Raw genomic sequence first — 21,981 nt, forward strand, 5'->3', positions numbered from 1 at the left:
ACGAGCATGCGGCCGTAGCCGCTCACCCCGTAGAAGGAGGCGAGCATGCGGCTGGAGTTCTGCGACACGATCGCGACTCGCCCGCCCACGGGGGCAAACCACCCGGCGTCGCTTCATCGGCGTTCCGACGGGGGCCCGGAACGCCGGCACCAGTGCCCCGACGGGGGACCAGGGCACTTGGCTAAAGCGTACACCTACAACCCTTAGAGTGCGTCAAGACTTAGTCACGACCCGATCTCGCGTCGGTGGCGTGGAATCTCGCTCTGTCCGGAATCTTCCACGTCAGGGGCTCCCGTCACCCCACGTGGCGGCGCGTTGGCCCCGATCACGGCAATGTATGGTAAAAAGATCGCACCGGCGAAGAGCAGTAGTCGGACGGGTAGCGGAGCGGGCACGGTGAAGGCGAGGATCAGGCAGATCAGCCGGATCCCCATCTTGATGAAGTAGCTCTTCTCGCGCTTGCCGATGTCGGCACTCAGGGAGGGCTGGGCATCCGTCACCTGATGAACCACCGGGCGCTTGTGCCATCCCTTCACGATTCCCAATCTAGGCCTCATATCGGCTGGTGGCGAACGGTCATGTAATCATCGCTTTCCGGGAAGAAGCATGAGATGACAGATCGAACGTACCGGGTGACCGAGATAGTCGGCACTTCGGGGGAGAGCATCGAGGCGGCCGTGCGCAACGGAGTCCGCCGCGCCTCCCGGACCCTGCGTCACCTCGACTGGTTCGAGGTGACCGAGATCAGAGGGCACATCGAGGAGGGGGAGGTCGGGCACTTCCAGGTCGGGATGAAGGTCGGATTCCGGCTGGAGGACGACTGAGCCCGCCCGCGGCGGGCCCCCGGTGGAGGGCCCCCTCCTCGCCACGGCACGGTCTGCCAGGCAGGGCCTAGCTGGCCTGGCTGACCGTCGACATGTTGAAATCGGGCACCCGGATCGCCGGCATGATCGCGCGGTTGAAATAGTCGCTCCACTCGCGCGGCAGGGTCTGCTCGGAGGCGCCGACCTCGGTGAGGCGGCGGAGCAGGTCCACCGGGCTCTCGTTGAAGCGGAAGTTGTTCACCTCGCCCACGACCTCGCCGTTCTCCACCAGGTAGACGCCGTCGCGGGTCAGGCCGGTCAGCAGCAGCGTCTGCGGGTCGACCTCGCGGATGTACCACAGGCAGGTGAGCAGCAGGCCGCGCTCGGTGGAGGCGATCATCTCCTCCAGCGGCCGGCCGCCCCCGGGGCCTCGCATGATCAGGTTGTCGATGGCCGGGGTCACCGGCAGGCCGGTCAGTTCGGCGGAGTGCCGGGTCTGCAGCAGGTTGGCCAGTCTGCCGTCGGAGATCCAGTCGGTGGCCGCCAGCGGCAGCCCGTTGTCGAACACCGAGTTCTCCCGGCTGGAGGCGTGCGCCACCACGAACGGCGGGCACTCGATGTCCGGCTCGGCGGGGTCACCGTACAGGCGGATCGGCGACTCGGAGAGGACCTCGCCGACGCGGGTGCCGCCGCCGGGCCTGGAGAAGACGGTGCGTCCCTCCAGGGCGTCGCGGGCTCCGGCCGTCCAGTACAGGTAGATCATCAGATCGGCCACGGCCGTCGGCGGCAGCAGCGTCTCGTACCGGCCCGCGGGCAGGTCGACACGGTTCTTCGCCCACTCGAGCCGCCGGGCCAGCGTGGCGTCCAGAGCCGCCACGTCGACGTCGGAGAAGTCGCGGGTGGACACGCCCGTCCATGCCGAGCGCTTCATGTCCAAGGACTTGGCGTTGAGCTCCAGGCGGCCGGTGGGCTGGGTGTGCCGCAGCCTGGTGCCCGTGGAGGTGCCCACGAAGGTCGTCGTGACCGTGTGCTCGGCGAACCCGTACAGCCTGCGCCCGCTCGCCTCGGCCGCGGTGAAGGCCTCGCCCAGGGCGGGGGCGAAGGCGCCGAACACCCCTATCGAGGTCGGCTCGGCCGGGTCGTCCCAGCCGTCGGATCGGGTGCCCTCCAGCAGCGGCCGGGCGTCCTCGGACGGCTGGGCGTCCTCCGCGGCGTGGTCGGCGGCCGCCACGACGTCGTCGAGCTGGTCGGGGCGGACCGCCGCCCGTGACACCACGCCCACGCCCCGCCCCACGATCGAGATCACGGTGAGCTGCGCGGAGCGGGACACGCCGTTGGTGGTGAGGGTGTTGCCCGCGAAGCGCAGGTTGGCGCTCGACCCCTCGTCCACGATCACAACGACCTCGTCGGCCGTGGAGAGCTCAAGAGCCTTCTCGATCATCTCCTGGGGGCTCATCCCGCTCCTCTCCTGCCGGCTCGCCCGGCCGCCGCCTTCATCCGCCCGCTCGCCGTACGCGCTCAACTGCCACTCTCCTGGGCGGTGTTGAGGACGCGCACGCCGCGGAAGAGCGCCGACGGGCAGCCGTGGCTGACCGGGGCGACCTGGCCCGGTTGCCCCTTGCCGCAGTTGAACGCCCCGCCGAGCACGTACGTCTGCGGCCCGCCGACCGCCGCCATCGACCGCCAGAAGTCGGTGGTCGTGGCCTGGTAGGCGACGTCGCGCAACTGCCCGGCGAGCCTGCCGTTCTTGATCAGATAAAACCGCTGACCGGTGAACTGGAAATTGTAACGCTGCATGTCGATGGACCAGCTCTTGTCGCCCACCACGTAGATGCCCCGGTCGACGCCGGAGATCAGCTCCTCGGTGGTGGGACCGTCGGGCGCCGGTCGCAGCGACACGTTCGCCATGCGCTGGATCGGGGTGTTGCCGGGGGAGTCGGCGAAGGCGCAGCCGTTGGAAGCGCCCAGGCCCTTCAGCAGCGCCATCCGCCGGTCGAGCTGGTAGCCGACCAGTACGCCACCGGAGACGATGTCGAACTCCCTGGTCGCCACGCCCTCGTCGTCGTAGCCGATCGTGGCCAGGCCGTGCTCGACGGTGCGGTCGCCGACCACGTTCATCACCTGCGAGCCGTACACCAGCTTGCCGAGCTGGTCGAAGGTGGCGAAGCTCGTCCCGGCGTACGCCGCCTCGTAGCCGAGGGCGCGGTCGAGTTCGGTGGCGTGCCCGACCGACTCGTGGATCGTCAGCCACAGGTTCGACGGGTCGATCACCAGGTCGTAGGGGCCGGCCTCGACGGAGGGGGCCTTGAGCTTCTCTTCAAGGAGTTCGGGAATGCGCGCCAGCTCGCCGGGGAAGTCCCAGCCGGTGCCGGTGAGGTACTCGTACCCCCGGCCCGCGGGCGGGGCGAGCGTCCGCATCGAGTCGAAGCGGCCGTCCAGCACCCTCATCGCCTCCAGCTGGGGGTGGAGGCGCACCCGCTGCTGCGTGGTGGAGGTCCCCGCCGTGTCGGCGTAGAACTTCTGCTCCTTGACCTGCATCAGCGACGCCTGGACGTGGTCCACCCTGGGATCTGTCAGCAGGCCGCGCGACCAATCGGCGAGCAACTCCGCCTTGTCGCGCATCGGCACCTCGAACGGGTCGAGTTCGTAGGAGGAGACCCAGGTGACGTCGGAGTGAACCGGCTCGGGCGCCAGCTCGACGGGCTCGCGGTTGATCGCCGCCGAGACGAGCGCCACCTCCACCGCCTGCTCGGCGACGCGGACGGCCGCCTCGGGGGTGAGCTCGATGCCTCCGGCGAAGCCCCAGGTGCCGTTCTTGACGACCCGCACGGCATAGCCGAGGGTGTCGGCGTCGATGGAGCCCTCAAGCGCGGCGTCGGACAGGCGTACGGTCTCTCCGCGGATGCGTTCCAGCCGGAAGTCGGCGTGCTCGGCGCCCAGGTCCCGGGCGCGTTGCAGGGCCGCGTCCGCCAGCCGCCGCAGCGGCAGGGCGAGAAAGTCGGAGTCGATCTGGCGCATGTCAACGATCCTAACCCCGTGATCTTGTCCTTCCCGGACAAGAGGGTTACCCCCAAGTAGCCGATACCGTCTGACCATGGCTCGATCTGTTCTCGTAACCGGCGGCAATCGCGGCATCGGCCTCGCGATCGCCCGCGAACTCGCCCAGGCCGGCGACGCCGTCGCCGTGACCTACCGTTCCGGACAGCCCCCCGAGGGGCTGTTCGGCGTGCGCTGCGACGTGACCAGCACGGCCGACGTGGACGCCGCGTTCGCGAAGGTCGAGGCCGAGTACGGCCCGGTCGAGGTGCTCGTCGCCAACGCTGGCATCGCCAAGGACACGCTGCTGCCGATGATGAAGGAGGAGACCTTCACCGATGTCATCGACGCCAACCTGACCGGCGCCTACCGGGTCGCCAAGCGCGCCACCCGCGGCATGCTGCGGCTCAAGCGCGGGCGGATCGTGCTGATCTCCTCGGTGGTGGCCATGCTCGGCTCCGCGGGGCAGAGCAACTACGCCGCCTCCAAGGCAGGGATGATCGGTTTCGCCCGGTCGGCGGCCAGGGAGCTGGGCTCGCGCAACATCACGGTCAACGTGGTCGCCCCCGGTTTCGTGGAGACCGACATGACGGCCGAGCTCGACGAGTCGTACCAGGAGCAGATCAGGAAGAACATCCCCCTGGGCCGCTATGCCAGCCCTGAGGAGATCGCACGCGTGGTCAGATTCCTGGCCGGCGAGGACGCCGCCTACATCACGGGGGCTGTCATCCCCGTTGACGGTGGCCTTGGAATGGGGCACTGACGTGGGAATTCTCGAAGGCAAGCGGCTTCTCGTCACCGGGGTGCTCACCGACTCCTCCATCGCCTTCTCGGTGGCCAAACTGGCCCAGCAGGAGGGCGCCCAGATCGTGCTCACCGGTTTCGGCCGGCTCAGCCTGGTCGAGCGCATCGCCAAGCGCCTGCCGGAGCCGCCGCCGGTGCTGGAACTCGACGTCACCAGCACCGAGCACCTCGACTCCCTGGCCGACCGGGTCGGCGAACACCTCGGCGGCCTGGACGGCGTGGTGCACGCCATCGGGTTCGCCCCCCAGACCGCCCTGGGCGGCAACTTCCTGAACACCTCGTGGGAGGACGTGGCGACCGCCGTCCAGGTCTCCACCTACTCGTTCAAGTCGCTCGCGGTGGCCGCGCTCCCGCTCATGAAGGAGGGCGGCGCGATCGTCGGCCTCGACTTCGACGCCACCAAGGCCTGGCCGGTGTACGACTGGATGGGGGTGGCCAAGGCCGGCCTGGAGTCCTGCTCCCGCTACCTGGCCCGCGATCTGGGCAAGCACGGCATCCGGGTCAACCTTGTCGCAGCGGGTCCGCTCCGGACCATGGCCGCCAAGAGCATCCCCGGCTTCGGCGAGTTCGAGGACAGCTGGCCCGCCAAGGCCCCGATCGGCTGGGACATCAACGACCCGATTCCGGCGGCCAAGGCGTGTGTCGCCCTGCTGTCGGACTGGTTCCCCGCCACGACCGGTGAGATCGTCCATGTCGACGGCGGCGTGCACGCCATCGGAGCCTAGATCCTGTCCCGCGGGTCAGGTGGCGCCCGTGACCGAGGTGGGCAAAAGATCCAGAGAGCAGGGGGCTAGGCCACCCGGTGATGGCCCGGTGGCACCGGCTCGAAGGGGATCGACTCCTTGACCTTCCGCCTGCTGTACAGCAGGCGGACCGCGAGGATGGCCAGAATGAGCACCGCGGTGGTGAGCACGGTGCCCGCCGTGTCGGATGACCGGCTGGGCGTCACCGGCCGTTCGTTTGACATCTGCCGCTGCAACTCCTGCATCAGCGGGGCCGGCCAGAGCAGTTCCACCCGGGGTGCCTCGGCGTCGACCACGGGTGACGGCTCGGAGGTCACCGGTGCGTCCACGTCGATCGTGGGTGTGTCGGCCTCCGGGTACGGCGACCGTGAGGGCTGTCGCGTCCGGCCGGTCGGCACCGGCACCGGTTCCTTCCGCGCGGGCCGGTGGCCGTGGTCGCGCGAGGGGCTCGGCGACGGCTTGGGCCGGGCCGCCTCCTGAGAGAGGGGACTCTCCGACGGGTCCGGGCATTTGGGGGAGGCCGCCGTGGGCCGGCAGGTGCCGGTGGGATCCTCGGGGCGCGGCCCGTTGCCGGAGGGGGTCTCCTTTGCGGGTCGGGTTTCGGCGGCCGAGGTGGCCGGTGCCGGTGTCTCCTCCCCGATGGGGGACGTCTTCTCGGCGGCGGGCGTCCGAGCCGTGGTGCCGGCGGTGTCGTCACCGGCGGGCGAGGACGAGAGCGGGGCCAGCAGGGGTGCGAGCGGGGAGGTGTCGCCCGTGATTCCGCTCACCACGTTGTCCACGGTCCGGCAGATTCCGCCCGTCACGGTGCCCAGCAGCCCTCCGTGATCGCAGTCGTCCACCTGCGTGACGGTGTCCGCCCGGGCGGTGTCCACCGACGAGACCGCCGGGATCCCGCTGCCCAGCACCAGCGCCAGTGCGCCTGCCGACATCGCGGTTCGCACTCGTCTCCCTTCCCCCCGGATCGGATATCGGCCTGATGTGCTGCCGACCTCCGGGTGCCCCCGCCACCTGTTCGACAGTCTTGTGGGGGGGCCCGGTTTTTTCACGGAAAGTTGCTATTCGGTATCGACTAGTGATACGCGAGGCGAATTCTCGTTCGGTTTCCGTCCCGGGCGTCTCAGTCGGCCGACACGTCGTCGAGTGCTTCCCTTATCTCCACGGGCAACGCCAGGTCCTCGGCCTGGAGCACCCCGGACAGCTGCGCGTGGGTGCGGGCGCCGACGATGGCGGAGGCCACCCCCGGCTGGTCGCGTACCCACGACAGGGCCACCGACAGCGGCGAGACGCCAAGCCCTTCGGCGGCGGTCGTCACCGACTCCACGACCCGGCGGCACCGCTCGTCGAGGTAGGGCGTGACGAAATCGGCGAAGTGCGGGGTGGCGGCCCGAGAGTCGGCGGGGATGCCCGTGCGGTACTTGCCGGTGAGGACCCCGCGCCCGAGCGGCGACCAGGCGAGCACCCCGGCGCCGACATGCTCGGCGGCGGGGATCAGCTCGCGCTCGGCCTCTCTGGCCAGGAGCGAGTACTCGACCTGGGCCGCGACGATCGGCACCCGCCCTGGAACCGCCCGTTGCCCCACGGCGGCGGTCGCCAGCTGCCAGCCCGCGTAGTCGCACACCCCGGCGTACGCGGCCCGCCCGGAGGACACGATCGCGTCCACGGCGGCCAGGGTCTCCTCCAGCGGGACGTCGGGATCAAAGGCGTGCAGCTGCCACAGGTCGACCTCGTTGACGCCCAGGCGGGTCAGGGAGGCGTCGATCGCGGCGACCAGGTGCTTCCTTGAGGCGTCGCGGGGTCTGCGCCCGGCGGGGGTGAGCACGGCCTTGGTGGACAGCACCAGCTCCGAACGCGGCACCGAGTCGCGCAGCAGCCGCCCGAGCAGCCGTTCGGCGTCGCCGCCCGTGTAGACGTCGGCGGTGTCGATGAGCGTGCCGCCGGCTTCGGCGAACATGCGTAGCTGCGCCGCGGCCTCCTCGGCGCCGGTGTCACGCCCCCACGTCATCGTCCCCAGTCCCAGGCGGGACACCGACAAGCCGCTCCGGCCCACATAGCGCTGCTCCATGATCCGGCCAGATTACCGCTCGGCCACTTAAAAGTAGTGGAGTGAGGGCTGCAAGACTTGCCCGCGTGACGACCTTGTTGCTGGCCAGACACGGCCTTACCCATCTCACCGGTCCGGTCCTCGCGGGATGGACCCCGGACGTTCACCTCAGCGACGCGGGACAGGCCCAGGCGAAGGCCCTCGCCACCCGGCTGACCTCGCTGGAGCTCGACGCGATCGTCTCCAGCCCGCTGGAACGCTGTCAGGAGACCGCGCAGGCGGTCGCCGAGGGGCGACAGGGGGCGGAGGTACTGACCGATGAGCGCTTCGGCGAGTGCCGTTACGGTGACTGGACGGGCCGCCCGATCGCCGAACTCGTCAAGGACCCCCTCTGGCCGGTGGTGCAGGCCCATCCGAGCGCGGTGACGTTCCCCGGGGGAGAATCCCTGCCGGCCGTCCAGTACCGCGCCGTGGCGGCGGTCAGGGAATGGAACGAGCGTCTCGGCCCGAAGGCGGTCTATCTCGTCTGTAGCCACGGAGACGTGATCAAGGCCATCGTGGCCGACGCCATGGGGCTGCATCTGGACCAGTTCCAACGGATAACCGCTGATCCGGCCTCGCTCACCGTCATTCGCTACACCCCCTTGCGCCCCTTCGTGCTCAGGCTCAACGACACGGGTGGGGATATGGCTGGATTGCGCCTCGCGGAGGGTTCGGAAGGCGAGGACGGGGGAGAAAATCCCACCGGGAGTGATGCCGCAGTCGGCGGCGGATCCGGGACCACGTAAGGTCGGGCTATGCCGGTCTTCGACTACGATCCACCCGAGAGATTCGTGGCCGGTGCCGTGGGGCAACCGGGTTCACGAACCTTCTTCCTGCAGGCGCGGGGACAGGGCAGGCTGACCACCGTGGCGCTGGAGAAGTTCCAGGTGGCCGCGCTGGCCGACCGCCTCGACCAACTGCTCGACGAGGTGTTGCGGCGCGGCGAGGCCGGTGTCCCGGTGCCCGCCGTCGCTCCGGCCGCGCTGGCCGACAACGCCCCTCTCGACGTGCCGATCAGTGAGGACTTCCGCGTCGGCACCATGGCCCTGGCCTGGGATCCCGAGGCCGACCAGGTGGTCATCGAGGCCCAGGAGGCCGGGGTCGAGGAGGAGTTCGAGCCGTCCTCGTCCGCCGATCTCACGGTGCTGCGCGTGCACATCAGCCCAAGCGCCGCCAGGGCCTTCACCAAGCGGGCCATGGCACTCGTCGCCGCCGGGCGTCCGCCCTGTCCGCTCTGCGCCCAGCCTCTCGATGCCGAAGGGCATATTTGTGTGCGGCTCAACGGTTACCGGGGTAGTAGCGCTTCATCTGGTGGAGGAGGCGAATGAGCGCTGAGAGCGAGCCGACGCTGAGCACGGAGCCGGCCACGGGGCTGGATGACGAGACCGCGATGCGTCTGCTCCGTGACGGACGGCTGGATGTGGCGGGTCGCCTGGTCGAGGCGACCAACATGACGCTTTACTGCTCGGTCCGGCTCGGCGGGCTCGTGGCGGCCTGTGTGTACAAGCCGGTACGGGGGGAGCGCCCGCTCTGGGACTTCCCCGACGGGACCCTGGCCGCCCGCGAGGTCGCCGCCTACGAGGTCTCCGCGGCGATCGGCTGGCGGATCGTGCCGCCCACCGTCTACCGGGACGGCCCGTTCGGCCCGGGAATGTGCCAGCTCTGGATCGACACCGACCCCGAGATCGACCTGATGGTGCTGATCCGCAGTCGCCAGCCCTCGCTGCGGCGGATGGCCGTCTTCGACGCCGTCGTCAACAACGCCGACCGCAAGGGCGGCCACCTGCTGCCGCTCGCCGACGGCCATGTCTACGGGGTCGATCACGGGGTCTCCTTCTCCGCCGAGGACAAGCTCCGCACCGTGCTCTGGCAGTGGCGCGGCAAGCCCCTGTCCCGCGAGGCCATGAACGTCCTGACCCGCCTCGAACGCGACCTGGAGCAGGGGCGGCTCGGCCGCCGCCTCCGAGAACTCCTCACTCTCCCCGAGGTCGAGGCGACCTGGTCGCGGGTCCGCAGGCTTCTCGACACCGGCCTGCACCCCCTCCCCTCCAAGGAGTGGCCGGCGATCCCGTGGCCGCCGATCTGAGCCCCCGGGTGGCAGGTGCCGTGACCTCGGACTCCTTGCCGGCGAAGGACCCCGCTCCGCGCCCGCTCGCGGCGGAGGCGTAGCCTCCGGGCATGTGCACGGTTGTCGTCAGCATCGATCCGAGCGCCGAGATCCCCCTGATCGTGGTCGGGGTGCGTGATGAGTTCACCGGCCGTCCCTGGGTTCCGCCGGCGGGACACTGGCACAAGGACCGGCCCGGCCTGATCGGCGGTCGAGACCTTCAGGGCGGCGGCACCTGGCTGGCCGTCGACCCCCGGGCCAGGAGGGTCGGGGCCCTTCTCAACGGGCACGGCGTGCTCGCCCCGGAGGAGACGCGCCGCTCACGCGGTGACCTCCCGCTCCTGGCGGCCGCCGGAGGCGGGCCGGTGGAGAGCGATCTTGACCGCTATGACCCCTTCCACCTGCTGCGCGCCGATCCCACCGGGGCCTGCCTGTGGCACTGGGATGGGACCGTGCTGGAGCGAGACGTCCTTCCTCCGGGAACCCACATGATCGTCAACAGCGGCTGGGAACGCGGTGAGGAGAACGAGCGCGTCGCGTTCTTCCGCCCCCTGTTCGCAAAGGCCGGCCGTCCCACGGAGCTCGACGGCCCCTGGGAGGAGTGGCGGGAACTCGCCACCGGGGCGGGGATTCCCCCTGAGGACCTCCGGTCCATGATCATTCATCATGAGCTGCCCGACGGGCGGATCTTCGGCTCTCTCTCCGTCACCCTGCTCGCCCTGGCGCCGGGCGGCGTCCGCTACGACTTCACCGCCGCCCCTCGTGATCCGGGTGCCTTCCGCGAAGTCCGCACGGAATGATCTGGGCGCCTCGCGGAGTTGAGACGAATGCCTCTGTATCCGCCACCCCGAGCTGATCGGGGTGGTCTGTCTGCTCGATAGGCTCACTTTATGAGATCGTGGTCTGCGCCGAAGGTTCCTCGGCTTCCCGGTGCCGGTGTCCCGCTGCGGCTTTTCGACACCGCCGTGCGAGATGTCGTTCCGACAAAGCCGGGTCCCACGGCACGGATGTACGTCTGCGGCATCACGCCCTACGACGCCACCCATCTGGGCCACGCCAACACCTACCTCGCCTTCGACCTGGTCAACCGGGCCTGGCGAGATGCCGGGCACGAGGTGCACTTCACCCAGAACGCCACGGATGTCGACGACCCCCTGCTGGAACGCGCGGAGCAGACCGGTATCGACTGGCGTGACCTCGCCGAGCGCGAGATCGAGCTGTTCCGGTCGGACATGGGGGCGCTGCGCATCCTCCCGCCGCGCGACTACGTCGCCGTGACCGAGGTGATCGACCAGGTCGCGGCCCTGATCGAGCTGTTGCGTGACAAGGGTGCCACCTACGACCTGGAGGGTGACGTCTACTTCGACGTGGCCGCGGCCCCCAAGTTCGGTGCCGTCTCCGGTTACCCGGAGGAGCAGATGCTCGCCCTGTTCGGCGAGCGCGGAGGGGACCCGGACCGCCCAGGCAAGAAGCACCCGCTCGACTGGCTGCTCTGGCGTGCGGAGCGCCCGGGGGAGCCGTCCTGGCCCTCGCCGTTCGGTCAGGGAAGGCCCGGCTGGCACATCGAGTGCACCGCGATCGCCCTGGCGAACCTGTCCAGTGGTTTCGACGTCGCCGGTGGGGGCTCCGACCTGATCTTCCCGCACCACGAGTGCGGCGCCCACGAGGGCCACGTGGCGTGTGGCGAGTGGCCTTTCGCCAAGGCCTACGTGCACGCGGGCATGGTCGCCCTGGATGGCGAGAAGATGTCCAAGTCGAAGGGCAACCTGGTCTTCGTCTCCCGCCTGCGCGGGGAGACCGATCCGATGGCCATCCGGCTGGCCCTGCTGGCGCATCACTACCGCTCCGACTGGGAGTGGACCTCCGACCAGCTTGCCTTGGCGGAGGTGCGGCTGGCGCGCTGGCGCTCGGCGGCGGGCCTGCAGACCGGTCCCGACGCCGGTGTCGTGCTCGACAGGGTCCGTGCCCGGATGGCCGACGACCTGGATGCTCCCGGTGCCCTAGCGGTCATCGACGACTGGGCCGAGCGTGCCCTGTCGGAGGGCGGCAGCGACCCGGGCGCGCCGCTCCTTGTTGGGCGGATCGCGGACGCGCTGCTCGGAGTCGCGCTCTGAAGGCGGGGTGTCTGGCCCTCTCTGGCGCTGCCCGGGGCTCTCGGCCGCGTTGAGAGCCGCCCTGCCCGCTCTGAGGTCAGTGCTCTTCGGGTGGCCGCCTGGAGAGCACTCCCCGGCGGGGGAGCAGGGGCCGGAAAATGACTGAGCCCGCACCGCTTGCGCGGTGCGGGCTCAGCCCGAAGCCTTTGAGGTCAAACCAGGTCAGATGAGCTCGACCTTGTCGGCCTGCGGGCCCTTCTGGCCCTGCGTGGTGACGAAGCTGACACGCTGGTTCTCCTCCAGGCTGCGGTAGCCACTGGAGTTGATAGCCGAGTAGTGCACGAAGACATCGGCGGTGCCGTCATCCGGTGCGATGAATCCGAAGCCCTTTTCGGCGTTGAACCACTTAACGGTGCCCTCAGACAAAACTACTTCTCCTCATTGGGAGCCTCACCGAACCACCAGGTCGGCGGCACGGGGCTGCGTTGCGGACCCTACCATGCACCCGCGGAAACCATCCGGAGAAACTGTAACGTCCGCTGTCGGCGGACTTCTCATAAGCACTTGAGATGATAAGGCTAAGCTGAGAACTACGACTGCAACTGCAACACTCTATCGGACAGTTGTGAGGTGTGCAAGTCAAGAGATCGAGGCGAGGAAGCGTTCCCGCTCCTCCTCGGGGAGGCGGTCGATGAAGAGGGTGCCGTCGAGGTGATCGGCCTCGTGCTGGAGAACGCGGGCCAGCATGCCCAGGGCCCGGACGGTGACGGGTTTGCCGAACATGTCACGACCGCGGGCCGTGACCATGTAGGAGCGTTCCAGTGGCCACCAGTGGCCGGGGGCGGACAGGCACGCCTCGTCGGCCACGATCCTCCGCTCGGACAGTTCCAGGCGCGGGTTGACCAGGTGGCCGGACTTGCCGTCCAACTCGTAGACGACGACCCTGAGCGGGACGCCGATCTGCGGGGCGGCGAGTCCCGCGCGGCCCGTGCCGGCACGCATCGTGGCCTGGAGCGACTTCACCAGGACGCGCAACGCGCGGTCGAAGGTGGTCACAGGCTCGGCCACCGTGCGCAGCACGGGATCGTCGAACAGTCGGATCGGCTGGACGGCCACGCGCACTCCCCGAGGCGGATGAATCGGCACCGGTGACGGTTCCCGTTGTCGCACCGGCTCAACCATTGCCGTTACTCGTGCGTGTGCTTCGGTGGGCGCGCTCCGACCGGCCCACGCCTTACGGCATGAGCGTTCGGCCTCTCCCCGCATCTCCGGGCGGCGTGACCGTGAGCGCGATCACACTCCAGGAGCCGGCCGCGCCGCTACCCTGGGGGCGCGGGATCGTGACAGAGCGTGTTCGCGACCGAACGGCCGCCGGCTTCCCGCACCCCCCCGGATTTCCGGAGTGTTGCGAGTGTGCGGCGTGTGCATTGCGTATTTCCGGGGTTAGTTACGTGTAACCGGCGCACCATCACAGACAGTGAATGTGCGTAACGCCGCCCTCCTAGTTTCGGGGATCGAAGCCCCCCGAAACCACAGGAGGACAGACGATGAGGCCCTGGATCAGTGACTGGCGGCCCGACGATCCGGATTTCTGGCAGGAGCACGGCCGGAAGGTGGCCAGGCGGAACCTGGTCTTCTCCATCTTCGCCGAGCACCTCGGGTTCACGCTGTGGACCGTCTGGAGCATCGTGGCCGTGCAACTCGGCTCCTACGACTTCTCCACCGACCAGCTCTTCTGGATCGTCGCCCTGCCCAACCTGGTCGGCTCGGCGCTGCGCATCCCGTACACCTTCGCCCCGGCCAGGTTCGGCGGCCGGAACTTCACGGTGGTCAGCGCTCTGCTCCTGCTCGTGCCCGCGGTGCTGCTGGCCGTCGCGGTCGGCGACCCCGGCACCCCCTACTGGGTGTTCCTCGCCATCGCGGCCACGGCGGGGCTGGGCGGCGGCAACTTCGCCTCCAGCATGGCCAACATCACCCACTTCTATCCCCGGGACAGGCAGGGGGCCGCGCTCGGGCTCAACGCGGCCGGCGGCAACATCGGGGTCAGTTCCGTCCAACTCCTCATGCCGTTGGTGATCGGGGCGTTCGGGCTGGCCGCCGCGGGGCTGTTCTGGATTCCCTTCATCCTGGCCGCCGCGGTGGGCGCCTACTTCTTCATGGACAACCTGACCTCGGCCAAGGCCAGTCCCGCGGACCAGTTGAAGGTCGTCGGCCGGGTCCAGACCTGGATCATGTCAGTCCTGTACATCGGTACGTTCGGCTCCTTCATCGGCTACTCCACCGCGTTCCCACTGCTCATCAAGAGCCAGTTTCCCGAGCAGGCCTCGCTGGTCTGGCTGGCCTTCCTCGGCCCGCTGCTCGGCTCCCTGGTCCGCCCGGCGGGCGGCTGGCTGTCGGACCGGCTCGGCGGGGCGCGGGTGACGTTCGTCAACTTCGCCGCGATGGCGGGCGCGGCGGTGCTGGTCTGGCAGGGGCTGTCCCAGCACGGCTTCGCGCTGTTCTTCTGTGCCTACATGCTCCTGGTCGCCACCACCGGTATCGGCAACGGCTCCACCTACCGGATGATTCCGGCGATCTTCCGGGCCAAGGCGGTCGCGGGCGTCACCCCGGGCACGGCCGCTCACGACGCCGCCGTGGCCGTCGGGAAGCGGGACGCCTCCGCGGCCATCGGAATCATCTCCGCGATCGGTGCCTTCGGCGGGTTCTTCATCAACCGCGGATTCGGCAGCTCCATCGCCGCGACCGGCGGGGCGGGGGCCGCACTGGCCTCCTTCGCCTCCTTCTACCTGGTGTGCGCGGTCATCACCTGGGCCTGTTACCTGCGTGCCGCAGGCAGTGTGCCGAGCCTGGCGGCGGCCCGGGTGTGAGCGCCGGCCAGGCCCGGAACCCGCCGTGCTCACATCCGGCACCGGCCTGGCCGACGGATAACTCACATCCACCTCATTACGAATGTGAACACGGTTAGTGGCTTGTAGCACATCGGTAACAGGGGAGACCTCACGGTGAAACCGCCTGAAAGCACCATCGGACCCATGCCGGTCTCACTTCCCCCCCAGACACCTGTGAAGGGTGGGACGGCGACGCACTGCCCCTACTGCGCTCTGCAGTGCGGCATGAACGTCGCGGTGGACGAGACCGTCACGATCACTCCGCGTCACGACGTCCCGGCCAATGCGGGAGGACTGTGCCAGAAGGGCTGGACCGCCGGTGAGCTCCTCACCGGCGAGCGGCTGACCACCCCGCTGTTGCACGGCGAGGAGGTCGGCTGGGACGAGGCGCTCGGCTTTGTCGCCGACCGGATACGCGCCGTCCAGGCCGAACACGGCCCCGACGGCGTGGCCGTGTTCGGCGGCGGCGGCCTCACCAACGAGAAGGCGTACCTGCTCGGCAAGTTCGCCCGGGTGGTGTTGCGGACCAGCCAGATCGACTACAACGGCCGGTTCTGCATGTCCTCGGCCGCCGCGGCCACCAACCGAGCCTTCGGGATGGACCGTGGTCTGCCCTTCCCGATCACCGACCTCGCCCGCGCCGACGCGGTCCTGATCGCGGGCGGAAACGTGGCCGAGACCATGCCGCCGTTCGTCCGTCACCTCACCGCGATGCGTGCGGCGGGCGGCCGGCTGATCGTCATCGACCCGCGGGTCACCGCGACCGCCCGGCAGGCCGACCTGCACCTGCAGCCGACCCCCGGCACCGACCTGGCGCTGGCCCTGGGCCTGCTGCACATCGTGGTCGCCGAAGGTGATGTCGACGAGGCGTACGTGGCCGCCAGGACGAGCGGGTTCGACGCGGTCCGCACCTCGGTCGCGGCCTGGTGGCCCGAGCGAGTGGAACGGATCACCGGTGTGCCGGTCGCCCGGATGCGCGCCGCGGTCGCGATCCTCGCGGGCGCGAGCCGGGCGGCGATTCTCACCGGGCGCGGCGCCGAGCAGCACGCCAAGGGCACCGACACCGTCAGCGCGTTCGTCAACCTCGCGCTCGCCCTCGGGCTGCCGGGGCGCGAGGGGTCGGGTTACGGCTGCGTCACCGGGCAGGGCAACGGGCAGGGAGGCCGCGAGCACGGGCAGAAGGCCGACCAACTCCCCGGCTACCGCAGGATCGATGATCCGGCGGCCCGCGCCCACGTCGCCGCCGTGTGGGGCGTCGACCCCGGTGACCTGCCGGGACCCGGCCGCTCCGCCTACGAACTGCTGGACGCGCTCGGCACCGGCGGCGGCCCCCGGGCGCTGCTGCTGTTCGGCTCCAACCCGCTGGTCTCCGCGCCGCGTGCCGGGCACGTCGCCGAGCGGCTCGGCTCACTGGACCTGCTCGTGGTCTCGGACCTGGTCCTGTCGGAGACCGCCGCGATGGCCGACGTCGTGCTGCCCACCACCCAGTGGGCCGAGGAGAGCGGCACCATGACGAATCTGGAAGGCCGGGTGCTGCTCCGCCGCCAGGCGGCCGCCCCGCCGTCAGGGGTGCGGAGCGACCTTGAGATTCTCCGGGGGCTCGCCACGGGACTGCGCGGGACAGCCGGAGCCGAGGGTTTCCCCACCGATCCGCACGAGGTCTTTGATGAGCTCCGCCGGGCCTCGGCAGGTGGGATCGCCGACTACGCCGGCATCACCTATGAGCGGATCGCCGCCGAGACCGGGGTGTTCTGGCCCTGCCCGGCCGAGGATCACCCGGGTACTCCCCGGCCTTTCCTGGACGGCTTCGCCACGCCCGACGGGCGCGCCCGGTTCGTACCGGTCGAGCACCGTCCGCCCGAGGAGGACGTCGACCCGGAGTATCCGCTCCACCTCACGACGGGACGGGTGCTCGCGCACTACCAGAGCGGTGCGCAGACCCGGCGGATCGCCACACTGAACATGGCGGCACCCGAGGCGTTCGTGGAACTCCACCCCGACCTCGCCGAGCACCTGGACGTGGCCCCGGGGGAGATGCTGCGGGTGGTCAGCCGGCGCGGCGCGACCGAGGCGCCGGCCAGGGTCAATCCGGCGATCCGGCAGGACACCGTGTTCATGCCGTTCCACTGGCCGGGCGTCAACCTGCTCACCAACCCCGCGCTGGACCCGGTGTCGAGGATGCCGGAGTTCAAGGTCTGCGCGGTCAGAGTGGAGCGTGCCGGATGACCCGGATCGTGGTCGTGGGCAACGGGATGGCGGGCGCCCGTCTGGTGAGCGAGATCCGTGCCCGTGACCGGCACGTCGGGCTGACCGTGTTCGGGGCCGAGGAGTCGCAGCCCTACAATCGCGTGCTGCTGTCGAACGTCGTGGCCGGGACGATGCCGCCCGACCAGGTGCGATTACTCGACCCGGCCTGGTACGCCGATCATTCGGTGACGGCGCTGCCCGGGGTCGAGGTGACCGCCGTGGACCGGGAGAACCGGGCCGTGCTCACCGCCACGGGCAGGCGCGAGCCGTACGACGTCCTCGTGCTGGCGACAGGCAGCGAGGCGGTCGTGCCGCCGGTACCGGGTGCGGCGGGCAGGGCCGTCACGTTCCGCACGATGGACGACTGCAGGAGGATCCTGCGGGCCGCCGGCGCGGCGCGGCACGCCGTGGTGATCGGAGGTGGTCTGCTCGGAGTCGAGGCGGCGCGTGGCCTGGCCGGGCGCGGCCTGCCGGTGACGCTGCTGCATCTGGCCGGGCACCTGATGGACCGTCAGCTGGACGCCGAGGCCGGGCTGGTGCTCGGCCAGACCCTGGGCGGGCTGGGGGTGAGGACCAGGACCGGCGTCGTGGTCGAGGAGATCCTCGACGACGGTGTGCGGCTCGCGGGAGACGAGACGGTCGAGGCCGATCTGGTGGTGCTCGCCTGCGGGGTCCGCCCGGTGACCGGGCTGGCTCGCGAGGCCGGGCTGGAGGTGGCGCGCGGGATCGTCGTCGACGACGAGATGCGCACCGACGACCCGTCGATCTTCGCGATCGGCGAGTGCGCCGAGCACCGGGGCAGGGTCTACGGGCTGGTCGCGCCCGCCTGGGAGCAGGCCGCGGTGGTCGCCGACATCGTCACGGGGGCCGACAAGGCCGCCCGATACCGGGGATCGCGGCTGGTGACCCGGTTGAAGGCCAGGAGCGTGGAACTGGCCGCGATGGGCGAGACGCACCTGACCGAGGACGACGCAGAGGTCGTGCGGTTCAGCCACCGGGCGGCGGGCACCTACCGCAAGCTCGTCATCCGCGACGGCCGCCTGGTCGGCGTGATCCTCCTCGGTGAGACGTCGGCGGTGGGCAACCTCACCCAGTTGTTCGACCGGGGCGGGCCGCTGCCGGGAGACCGGGCCGGTCTGCTCTTCCCCGGTCTGCAGGGCAACGCGGTAGCCGAGAGCCCGGTCAGGATGCCGGACGCGGCGAAGGTCTGCCAGTGCAACGACGTGACCAAGGGGCAGATCAGGGCCTGCTGGGAGTCGGGCGCCAGGGACGTCACGGCCGTGGCCGCCGCCACCCGCGCCACCACCGGCTGCGGCGGCTGCCGCGACGCGGTCGAGGGCATCGTCGGCTGGCTCTGTGAGCAGGAAGGAGTCTCGGCGTGACCGGCGCTGGAGGCGAGGGAACGGCCGGGCACCGGACGGACACGGAGCCGTCCCGCCCGGTGAGCGGGGCGATCCATCGGGGACGGGCAGACGAAGCGGACGGAAGGGCGAGCACGATCATGTCACGACTTGTCGTGGTGGGAAACGGACCGACATCGCACCGGCTGGTCGAGGCCCTGGCCGCCAAGGGGTTCACGGGCCGGATCACGGTGCTGGGGGAGGAGCCCAGACCGGCCTACGACCGGGTGGCGCTGACCTCCTACCTGGCGGGCAGAAGCGTTGAGGACCTCACCTACCCGGTGCCGGAGGGGGTCGTGCCGCGTCTGTCGTCCCGGGTCGTCGACATCGACAGGCGGGCGAAGGAGGTCACCACCGCGGACGGCCATCGCGAGCCGTACGACGTGCTGGTGCTGGCCACCGGGTCCAGCCCGTTCGTGCCGCCGGTGCCGGGCAGGGAACTGGACGGCTGCTTCACCTACCGCACGATCGACGATCTCGACGCGATCAGGGAGGCAGCCTCGGCCGCCACGAGCGGCGTCGTGGTCGGCGGCGGGCTGCTGGGGCTGGAGGCCGCCGACGCCCTGCGTGGCCTGGGCCTGTCGACGCACGTGGTGGAGATGGGCGGCTGGCTCATGCCCCGCCAGGTCGACGAGGGCGGCGGCGCGGTGCTGCGCGGTCACGTGGAGGGGCTCGGCCTGAGGGTGCACACCGAGGCGGGTGTGCAGGAGATCGTCGCGGGCCCGGACGGGCGGGTGGCGGGCCTGGTCAAACCGGACGGGGAGACCGTCGAGGCGCAGATCGTGGTCTTCTCCGCCGGGGTCAGGCCCCGTGACGAACTGGCCAGGCAGGCCGGCCTGGAGGTTGGCGGGCGCGGTGGGATCGTCGTGGACGACCGGATGCGCACCGCCGACCCGGCGATCTACGCGATCGGCGAGTGCGCGTCGCACGAGGGCGTGGTCTACGGGCTGGCCGGCCCCTGCTTCACGATGGCCGAGGTCGCCGCCGACCGAATCCTCGGCGGCGGGGCGGTCTTCACCCGTGCGGATCTCTCCACCAAGCTCAAACTGCTCGGTGTGGAGGTCGCCCAGTTCGGCGCCATGGACGGCGCGCTGGACGTGACCTTCATGGATCCGGTGGGCGGGGTCTACCAGAAGCTGTTCGTCAGCGACGACGCGCGCACTCTGCTCGGCGGGATCTGCGTCGGCGACGCCACCCCGTACAACACCCTGAAGCCCTTCGTCGGCCGCGATCTGCCGGGATCGCCGAGCGAGCTGTTGTTCAGCGGTGGCCCGGCGAGCGTGGAGCTTCCCGACGACGCGCAGGTCTGCTCCTGCAACAACGTCACCAAGGGCCAGGTGCGTGCCGCCGTCGCCGACCACGGCCTCACCGACGTCGCCGGGATCAAGGGCTGCACCCGCGCGGGCACCACCTGCGGCAGCTGCGTCCCGATGCTCAACCAGATTCTCGTCAAATCGGGCGTCGAACCCTCCAAGGCTCTGTGCGAGCACTTCGCGTACAGCAGGGCGGAGCTGTTCGACATCGTCCGGGTGCGCGCCATCACGACGTTCTCCCAGCTGATCGCCGAGCACGGCACCGGGCGCGGTTGCGACGTGTGCAAGCCGGTGGTCGCCTCGATCCTCGCCTCGCTCGGCGGCGGCCACATCCTCGACGGAGAACAGGCCGCCCTGCAGGACACCAACGATCACTTCCTGGCCAACATCCAGCGCAACGGCACCTACTCGGTGGTGCCGCGCGTCCCCGGTGGGGAGATCACCCCGGACGGGCTCATCGTGATCGGCGAGGTGGCCCGCGACTTCGGCCTGTACACCAAGATCACTGGCGGGCAGCGGATCGACCTGCTCGGGGCCCGCGTGGAGCAACTTCCGCTGATCTGGAAGCGCCTGGTGGACGCGGGCTTCGAGTCCGGGCACGCGTACGGCAAGGCGCTGCGCACCGTGAAGTCCTGCGTGGGCTCGGCCTGGTGCCGGTACGGCGTGCAGGACGCCGTCGGCCTGGCCATCGCGCTGGAGCTGCGCTACCGGGGGCTGCGCTCGCCGCACAAGCTGAAGTCGGCGGTCTCCGGCTGCGCCCGCGAGTGCGCCGAGGCCAGGGGCAAGGACTTCGGCGTCATCGCCACCGAGCGAGGCTGGAACCTCTACGTGGGCGGCAACGGCGGCTTCAGCCCGCGCCACGCCGACCTGTTCGCCTCCGATCTGGGCACCGAGGAACTGGTCCGCGTCATCGACCGGTTCCTGATGTTCTACATCCGTACCGCCGACCGCCTGCAGCGCACCTCCGCCTGGCTGGAGGCACAGGGGCCGGCCTACGTCAGGGAGGTCGTCCTGGAGGACTCCCTGGGGATCTGCGCCGACCTGGAGGCGCAGATGGAGCGGCACGTGGCCGGCTACGCCGACGAGTGGCGCGCCACGATCGAGGACCCGGAGAGGCTACGGCGGTTCGTCTCCTTCATCAACGCCCCCGGCACGCCGGACCCCTCGATCGCCTTCGAACCCCAGCGTGACCAGGTGAAACCGGTCCTCATCCCACTGGAGGCGGTCCGTTCCTGACCAGCCGCCCCCATGTCCCACATCCCCCGCCGGCGCGGTGGGAGGCCCGCTCCGGCCCGCCACCGCCGACATCCCGAGAAAGAGGCACTCACCGATGACCGCCCTGAGCGAAGAGCTGGAGCAGGCCGGCTGGACGCCGGTCTGCTCCTACCCGGACCTGCTGCCCGAGCGTGGCGTGTGCGCGCTCGTCGGTGGTCGCCAGATCGCGCTGTTCCGTGCCTTCGACGGCACCCTGTTCGCGATCGGCAACCGTGACCCGTTCAGCGGTGCCCACGTCCTGTCTCGCGGGATCATGGGCACCAGGGCCGGCGAGCCGGTGGTGGCCTCCCCCATGCACAAGCAGGCTTTCTCCCTTGCGACGGGGGTGTGCCTGGACGACCCCGCGACGGCCGTGCCGACCTACCCGGTCCGCCTCACCGGCGAAACGGTGGAGGTGGGCACGGGGTGAGCCCGCAGGCGGCCGGATACCTGAAGAAGATCAAGCGAGGAGTGGTGAACGACAGATGAGCATCGCCGTTCTGGACAGCCCCGTCGACTCTCCCGAGACCGCGCCCGACGCGCTGGCCGGGTTCACGATCGGGGTCACCGCCACCCGGCGGCGCGAGGAGTTCTGCGCGCTGCTGGAACGCAGGGGCGCCAGGGTGGTGCGCGCCCCCGCGATCCGCCTGGTACCCCTGGCCGAGGACGCCGACCTGCTGGCCGCGACGCGCGCCGGCCTGGCCGCCCCGATCGACGACGTGGTGGTCACCACCGGCGTCGGCTTCCGGGGATGGATGGCCGCCGCCGAGGGGTGGGGGCTGGCGGGCGACCTCGCCGAGCACCTGACCTCCGCACGGCTGCTGACCCGCGGGCCCAAGGCCCGCGGCGCGGTCAGGGCCGCCGGGCTGAACGACCACTGGACCCCGTCCACGGAGTCGTGCGAGGAGGTCAAGCAGCACCTCCTGGCCCAGGACCTGCGCGGCCGCCGCATCGCCGTGCAGCTGCACGGGGAGCCGCTGACCGGCTTCGTGGCCGCACTGCGCGAAGCCGGCGCGGAGGTCATCGAGGTGCCGGTCTACCGGTGGCTGCCCTACCGGGACGTGTCGCCGCTGCGCCGCCTGGTCAGCCAGGCGATCTCCGGCGGGGTGGACGCGGTGGCCTTCACCAGTGCCCCGGCCGTGCTGGCCATGCTCAACTCGGCCCGCGCGGACGGCCTGGAGGACGCACTGGTCGCGGCCTTCGCGGGGCC

Annotated in this window: 21 protein-coding genes; 14 read left to right on the forward strand and 7 right to left on the reverse strand. The window is 70.4% G+C overall.

What is annotated here, in order from left to right:
• Nucleotides 1-224 precede the first annotated feature (224 nt).
• Nucleotides 225-536, reverse strand: a complete 312-nt coding sequence (locus tag ABZ260_RS21490; RefSeq protein ID WP_350919120.1) for a DUF3099 domain-containing protein — start codon at nucleotides 534-536, stop codon at nucleotides 225-227.
• A gap of 75 nt (nucleotides 537-611) precedes the next feature.
• Between ABZ260_RS21490 and ABZ260_RS21495 the strand changes: the two genes are divergently transcribed.
• Entirely contained in the window at nucleotides 612-824 is a 213-nt protein-coding gene (locus tag ABZ260_RS21495) for a dodecin (RefSeq protein ID WP_030904659.1), read from the forward strand.
• A 67-nt stretch (nucleotides 825-891) separates the two neighbouring features.
• Here ABZ260_RS21495 and ABZ260_RS21500 read toward each other — a convergent pair whose 3' ends face one another.
• Together ABZ260_RS21500 and ABZ260_RS21505 are read right to left on the reverse strand one after the other, a co-directional pair.
• Nucleotides 892-2,259, reverse strand: a complete 1,368-nt coding sequence (locus tag ABZ260_RS21500) for a metallopeptidase TldD-related protein (protein ID WP_355620307.1) — start codon at nucleotides 2,257-2,259, stop codon at nucleotides 892-894.
• A gap of 62 nt (nucleotides 2,260-2,321) precedes the next feature.
• The gene (locus tag ABZ260_RS21505; protein WP_355620310.1) at nucleotides 2,322-3,821 is read right to left on the reverse strand and encodes a TldD/PmbA family protein; all 1,500 of its coding nucleotides are present in this window, start codon (nucleotides 3,819-3,821) and stop codon (nucleotides 2,322-2,324) included.
• A 76-nt stretch (nucleotides 3,822-3,897) separates the two neighbouring features.
• Here ABZ260_RS21505 and ABZ260_RS21510 point away from each other — a divergent pair, with 76 nt between their 5' ends.
• Nucleotides 3,898-4,602 carry a beta-ketoacyl-ACP reductase gene (locus tag ABZ260_RS21510; RefSeq protein ID WP_350919126.1) on the forward strand — a complete coding sequence of 235 codons (705 nt, stop codon included), beginning with the start codon at nucleotides 3,898-3,900 and terminating at the stop codon, nucleotides 4,600-4,602.
• Nucleotide 4,603: 1 nt separating this feature from the next.
• On the forward strand, nucleotides 4,604-5,368 hold the full coding sequence (gene fabI / locus ABZ260_RS21515) for an enoyl-ACP reductase FabI (protein ID WP_343961094.1): 765 nt from the start codon (nucleotides 4,604-4,606) through the stop codon (nucleotides 5,366-5,368).
• A 65-nt stretch (nucleotides 5,369-5,433) separates the two neighbouring features.
• Here fabI and ABZ260_RS21520 read toward each other — a convergent pair whose 3' ends face one another.
• Nucleotides 5,434-6,327 (reverse strand): hypothetical protein, encoded by an 894-nt coding sequence (locus tag ABZ260_RS21520; protein WP_355620313.1) that lies wholly within the window; start codon nucleotides 6,325-6,327, stop codon nucleotides 5,434-5,436.
• Nucleotides 6,328-6,503: 176 nt separating this feature from the next.
• Nucleotides 6,504-7,448, reverse strand: a complete 945-nt coding sequence (locus ABZ260_RS21525) for an aldo/keto reductase (protein ID WP_350919132.1) — start codon at nucleotides 7,446-7,448, stop codon at nucleotides 6,504-6,506.
• Between the two features lie 65 nt (nucleotides 7,449-7,513).
• On the opposite strand from ABZ260_RS21525, the gene ABZ260_RS21530 reads away from it, so the two are divergent.
• The 5 genes from ABZ260_RS21530 to mshC all read left to right on the forward strand — a co-directional run bounded on the left by ABZ260_RS21530 (nucleotide 7,514) and on the right by mshC (nucleotide 11,690).
• Nucleotides 7,514-8,215 carry a histidine phosphatase family protein gene (locus ABZ260_RS21530; protein WP_355554000.1) on the forward strand — a complete coding sequence of 234 codons (702 nt, stop codon included), beginning with the start codon at nucleotides 7,514-7,516 and terminating at the stop codon, nucleotides 8,213-8,215.
• Nucleotides 8,216-8,224: 9 nt separating this feature from the next.
• Nucleotides 8,225-8,797, forward strand: a complete 573-nt coding sequence (locus tag ABZ260_RS21535; protein WP_350919137.1) for a DUF3090 domain-containing protein — start codon at nucleotides 8,225-8,227, stop codon at nucleotides 8,795-8,797.
• The gene (locus ABZ260_RS21540) at nucleotides 8,794-9,555 is read left to right on the forward strand and encodes an SCO1664 family protein (RefSeq protein ID WP_355620318.1); all 762 of its coding nucleotides are present in this window, start codon (nucleotides 8,794-8,796) and stop codon (nucleotides 9,553-9,555) included. The genes ABZ260_RS21535 and ABZ260_RS21540 overlap by 4 nt, the downstream gene beginning before the upstream one ends.
• A gap of 92 nt (nucleotides 9,556-9,647) precedes the next feature.
• Nucleotides 9,648-10,376, forward strand: coding sequence for an NRDE family protein (locus ABZ260_RS21545; RefSeq protein ID WP_355620321.1), 729 nt, complete (start codon nucleotides 9,648-9,650; stop codon nucleotides 10,374-10,376).
• Between the two features lie 90 nt (nucleotides 10,377-10,466).
• Nucleotides 10,467-11,690, forward strand: a complete 1,224-nt coding sequence (mshC, locus tag ABZ260_RS21550; RefSeq protein ID WP_355620324.1) for a cysteine--1-D-myo-inosityl 2-amino-2-deoxy-alpha-D-glucopyranoside ligase — start codon at nucleotides 10,467-10,469, stop codon at nucleotides 11,688-11,690.
• Nucleotides 11,691-11,891: 201 nt separating this feature from the next.
• Here mshC and ABZ260_RS21555 read toward each other — a convergent pair whose 3' ends face one another.
• Nucleotides 11,892-12,095, reverse strand: coding sequence for a cold-shock protein (locus tag ABZ260_RS21555; RefSeq protein WP_030904638.1), 204 nt, complete (start codon nucleotides 12,093-12,095; stop codon nucleotides 11,892-11,894).
• Nucleotides 12,096-12,308: 213 nt separating this feature from the next.
• Nucleotides 12,309-12,785: a peptide deformylase gene (def, locus tag ABZ260_RS21560; protein ID WP_343961111.1), complete on the reverse strand. Its 477-nt coding sequence runs from the start codon at nucleotides 12,783-12,785 to the stop codon at nucleotides 12,309-12,311.
• 431 nt (nucleotides 12,786-13,216) lie between these two features.
• Between def and ABZ260_RS21565 the strand changes: the two genes are divergently transcribed.
• The 6 genes from ABZ260_RS21565 to ABZ260_RS21590 form a co-directional block, all read left to right on the forward strand.
• Nucleotides 13,217-14,536, forward strand: a complete 1,320-nt coding sequence (locus ABZ260_RS21565; RefSeq protein ID WP_355620327.1) for an MFS transporter — start codon at nucleotides 13,217-13,219, stop codon at nucleotides 14,534-14,536.
• A 165-nt stretch (nucleotides 14,537-14,701) separates the two neighbouring features.
• Nucleotides 14,702-16,783, forward strand: coding sequence for a molybdopterin oxidoreductase family protein (locus ABZ260_RS21570; RefSeq protein WP_355620331.1), 2,082 nt, complete (start codon nucleotides 14,702-14,704; stop codon nucleotides 16,781-16,783).
• Nucleotides 16,780-18,186: an FAD-dependent oxidoreductase gene (locus ABZ260_RS21575; RefSeq protein WP_355620334.1), complete on the forward strand. Its 1,407-nt coding sequence runs from the start codon at nucleotides 16,780-16,782 to the stop codon at nucleotides 18,184-18,186. Before ABZ260_RS21570 ends, ABZ260_RS21575 begins: the two co-directional genes overlap by 4 nt.
• Nucleotides 18,187-18,305: 119 nt before the next feature.
• Entirely contained in the window at nucleotides 18,306-20,753 is a 2,448-nt protein-coding gene (gene nirB / locus ABZ260_RS21580; RefSeq protein ID WP_355620343.1) for a nitrite reductase large subunit NirB, read from the forward strand.
• 94 nt (nucleotides 20,754-20,847) lie between these two features.
• A complete protein-coding gene (gene nirD / locus ABZ260_RS21585; protein ID WP_355620337.1) occupies nucleotides 20,848-21,201 on the forward strand; it encodes a nitrite reductase small subunit NirD in 354 nt (117 codons plus the stop codon).
• A 55-nt stretch (nucleotides 21,202-21,256) separates the two neighbouring features.
• A partial coding sequence (locus ABZ260_RS21590; RefSeq protein ID WP_355620340.1) for a uroporphyrinogen-III synthase occupies nucleotides 21,257-21,981 on the forward strand: 725 nt, incomplete at its 3' end.

It is taken from the genome of Streptosporangium sp. NPDC006013 (genome assembly GCF_040614275.1).
GTDB lineage: Bacteria > Actinomycetota > Actinomycetes > Streptosporangiales > Streptosporangiaceae > Streptosporangium.

Excerpts from the sequence above, each read along its gene's own strand:
- ABZ260_RS21495 (WP_030904659.1), top strand. The coding sequence starts at position 612 with ATGACAGATCGAACGTACCGGGTGACCGAGATAGTCGGCACTTCGGGG.
- ABZ260_RS21500 (WP_355620307.1), bottom strand. The coding sequence starts at position 2,259 with ATGAGCCCCCAGGAGATGATCGAGAAGGCTCTTGAGCTCTCCACGGCC.
- ABZ260_RS21505 (WP_355620310.1), bottom strand. The coding sequence starts at position 3,821 with ATGCGCCAGATCGACTCCGACTTTCTCGCCCTGCCGCTGCGGCGGCTG.
- ABZ260_RS21510 (WP_350919126.1), top strand. The coding sequence starts at position 3,898 with ATGGCTCGATCTGTTCTCGTAACCGGCGGCAATCGCGGCATCGGCCTC.
- ABZ260_RS21525 (WP_350919132.1), bottom strand. The coding sequence starts at position 7,448 with ATGGAGCAGCGCTATGTGGGCCGGAGCGGCTTGTCGGTGTCCCGCCTG.
- ABZ260_RS21535 (WP_350919137.1), top strand. The coding sequence starts at position 8,225 with ATGCCGGTCTTCGACTACGATCCACCCGAGAGATTCGTGGCCGGTGCC.
- ABZ260_RS21540 (WP_355620318.1), top strand. The coding sequence starts at position 8,794 with ATGAGCGCTGAGAGCGAGCCGACGCTGAGCACGGAGCCGGCCACGGGG.
- ABZ260_RS21545 (WP_355620321.1), top strand. The coding sequence starts at position 9,648 with ATGTGCACGGTTGTCGTCAGCATCGATCCGAGCGCCGAGATCCCCCTG.
- mshC (WP_355620324.1), top strand. The coding sequence starts at position 10,467 with ATGAGATCGTGGTCTGCGCCGAAGGTTCCTCGGCTTCCCGGTGCCGGT.
- ABZ260_RS21565 (WP_355620327.1), top strand. The coding sequence starts at position 13,217 with ATGAGGCCCTGGATCAGTGACTGGCGGCCCGACGATCCGGATTTCTGG.
- ABZ260_RS21570 (WP_355620331.1), top strand. The coding sequence starts at position 14,702 with ATGCCGGTCTCACTTCCCCCCCAGACACCTGTGAAGGGTGGGACGGCG.
- ABZ260_RS21575 (WP_355620334.1), top strand. The coding sequence starts at position 16,780 with ATGACCCGGATCGTGGTCGTGGGCAACGGGATGGCGGGCGCCCGTCTG.
- nirB (WP_355620343.1), top strand. The coding sequence starts at position 18,306 with ATGTCACGACTTGTCGTGGTGGGAAACGGACCGACATCGCACCGGCTG.
- nirD (WP_355620337.1), top strand. The coding sequence starts at position 20,848 with ATGACCGCCCTGAGCGAAGAGCTGGAGCAGGCCGGCTGGACGCCGGTC.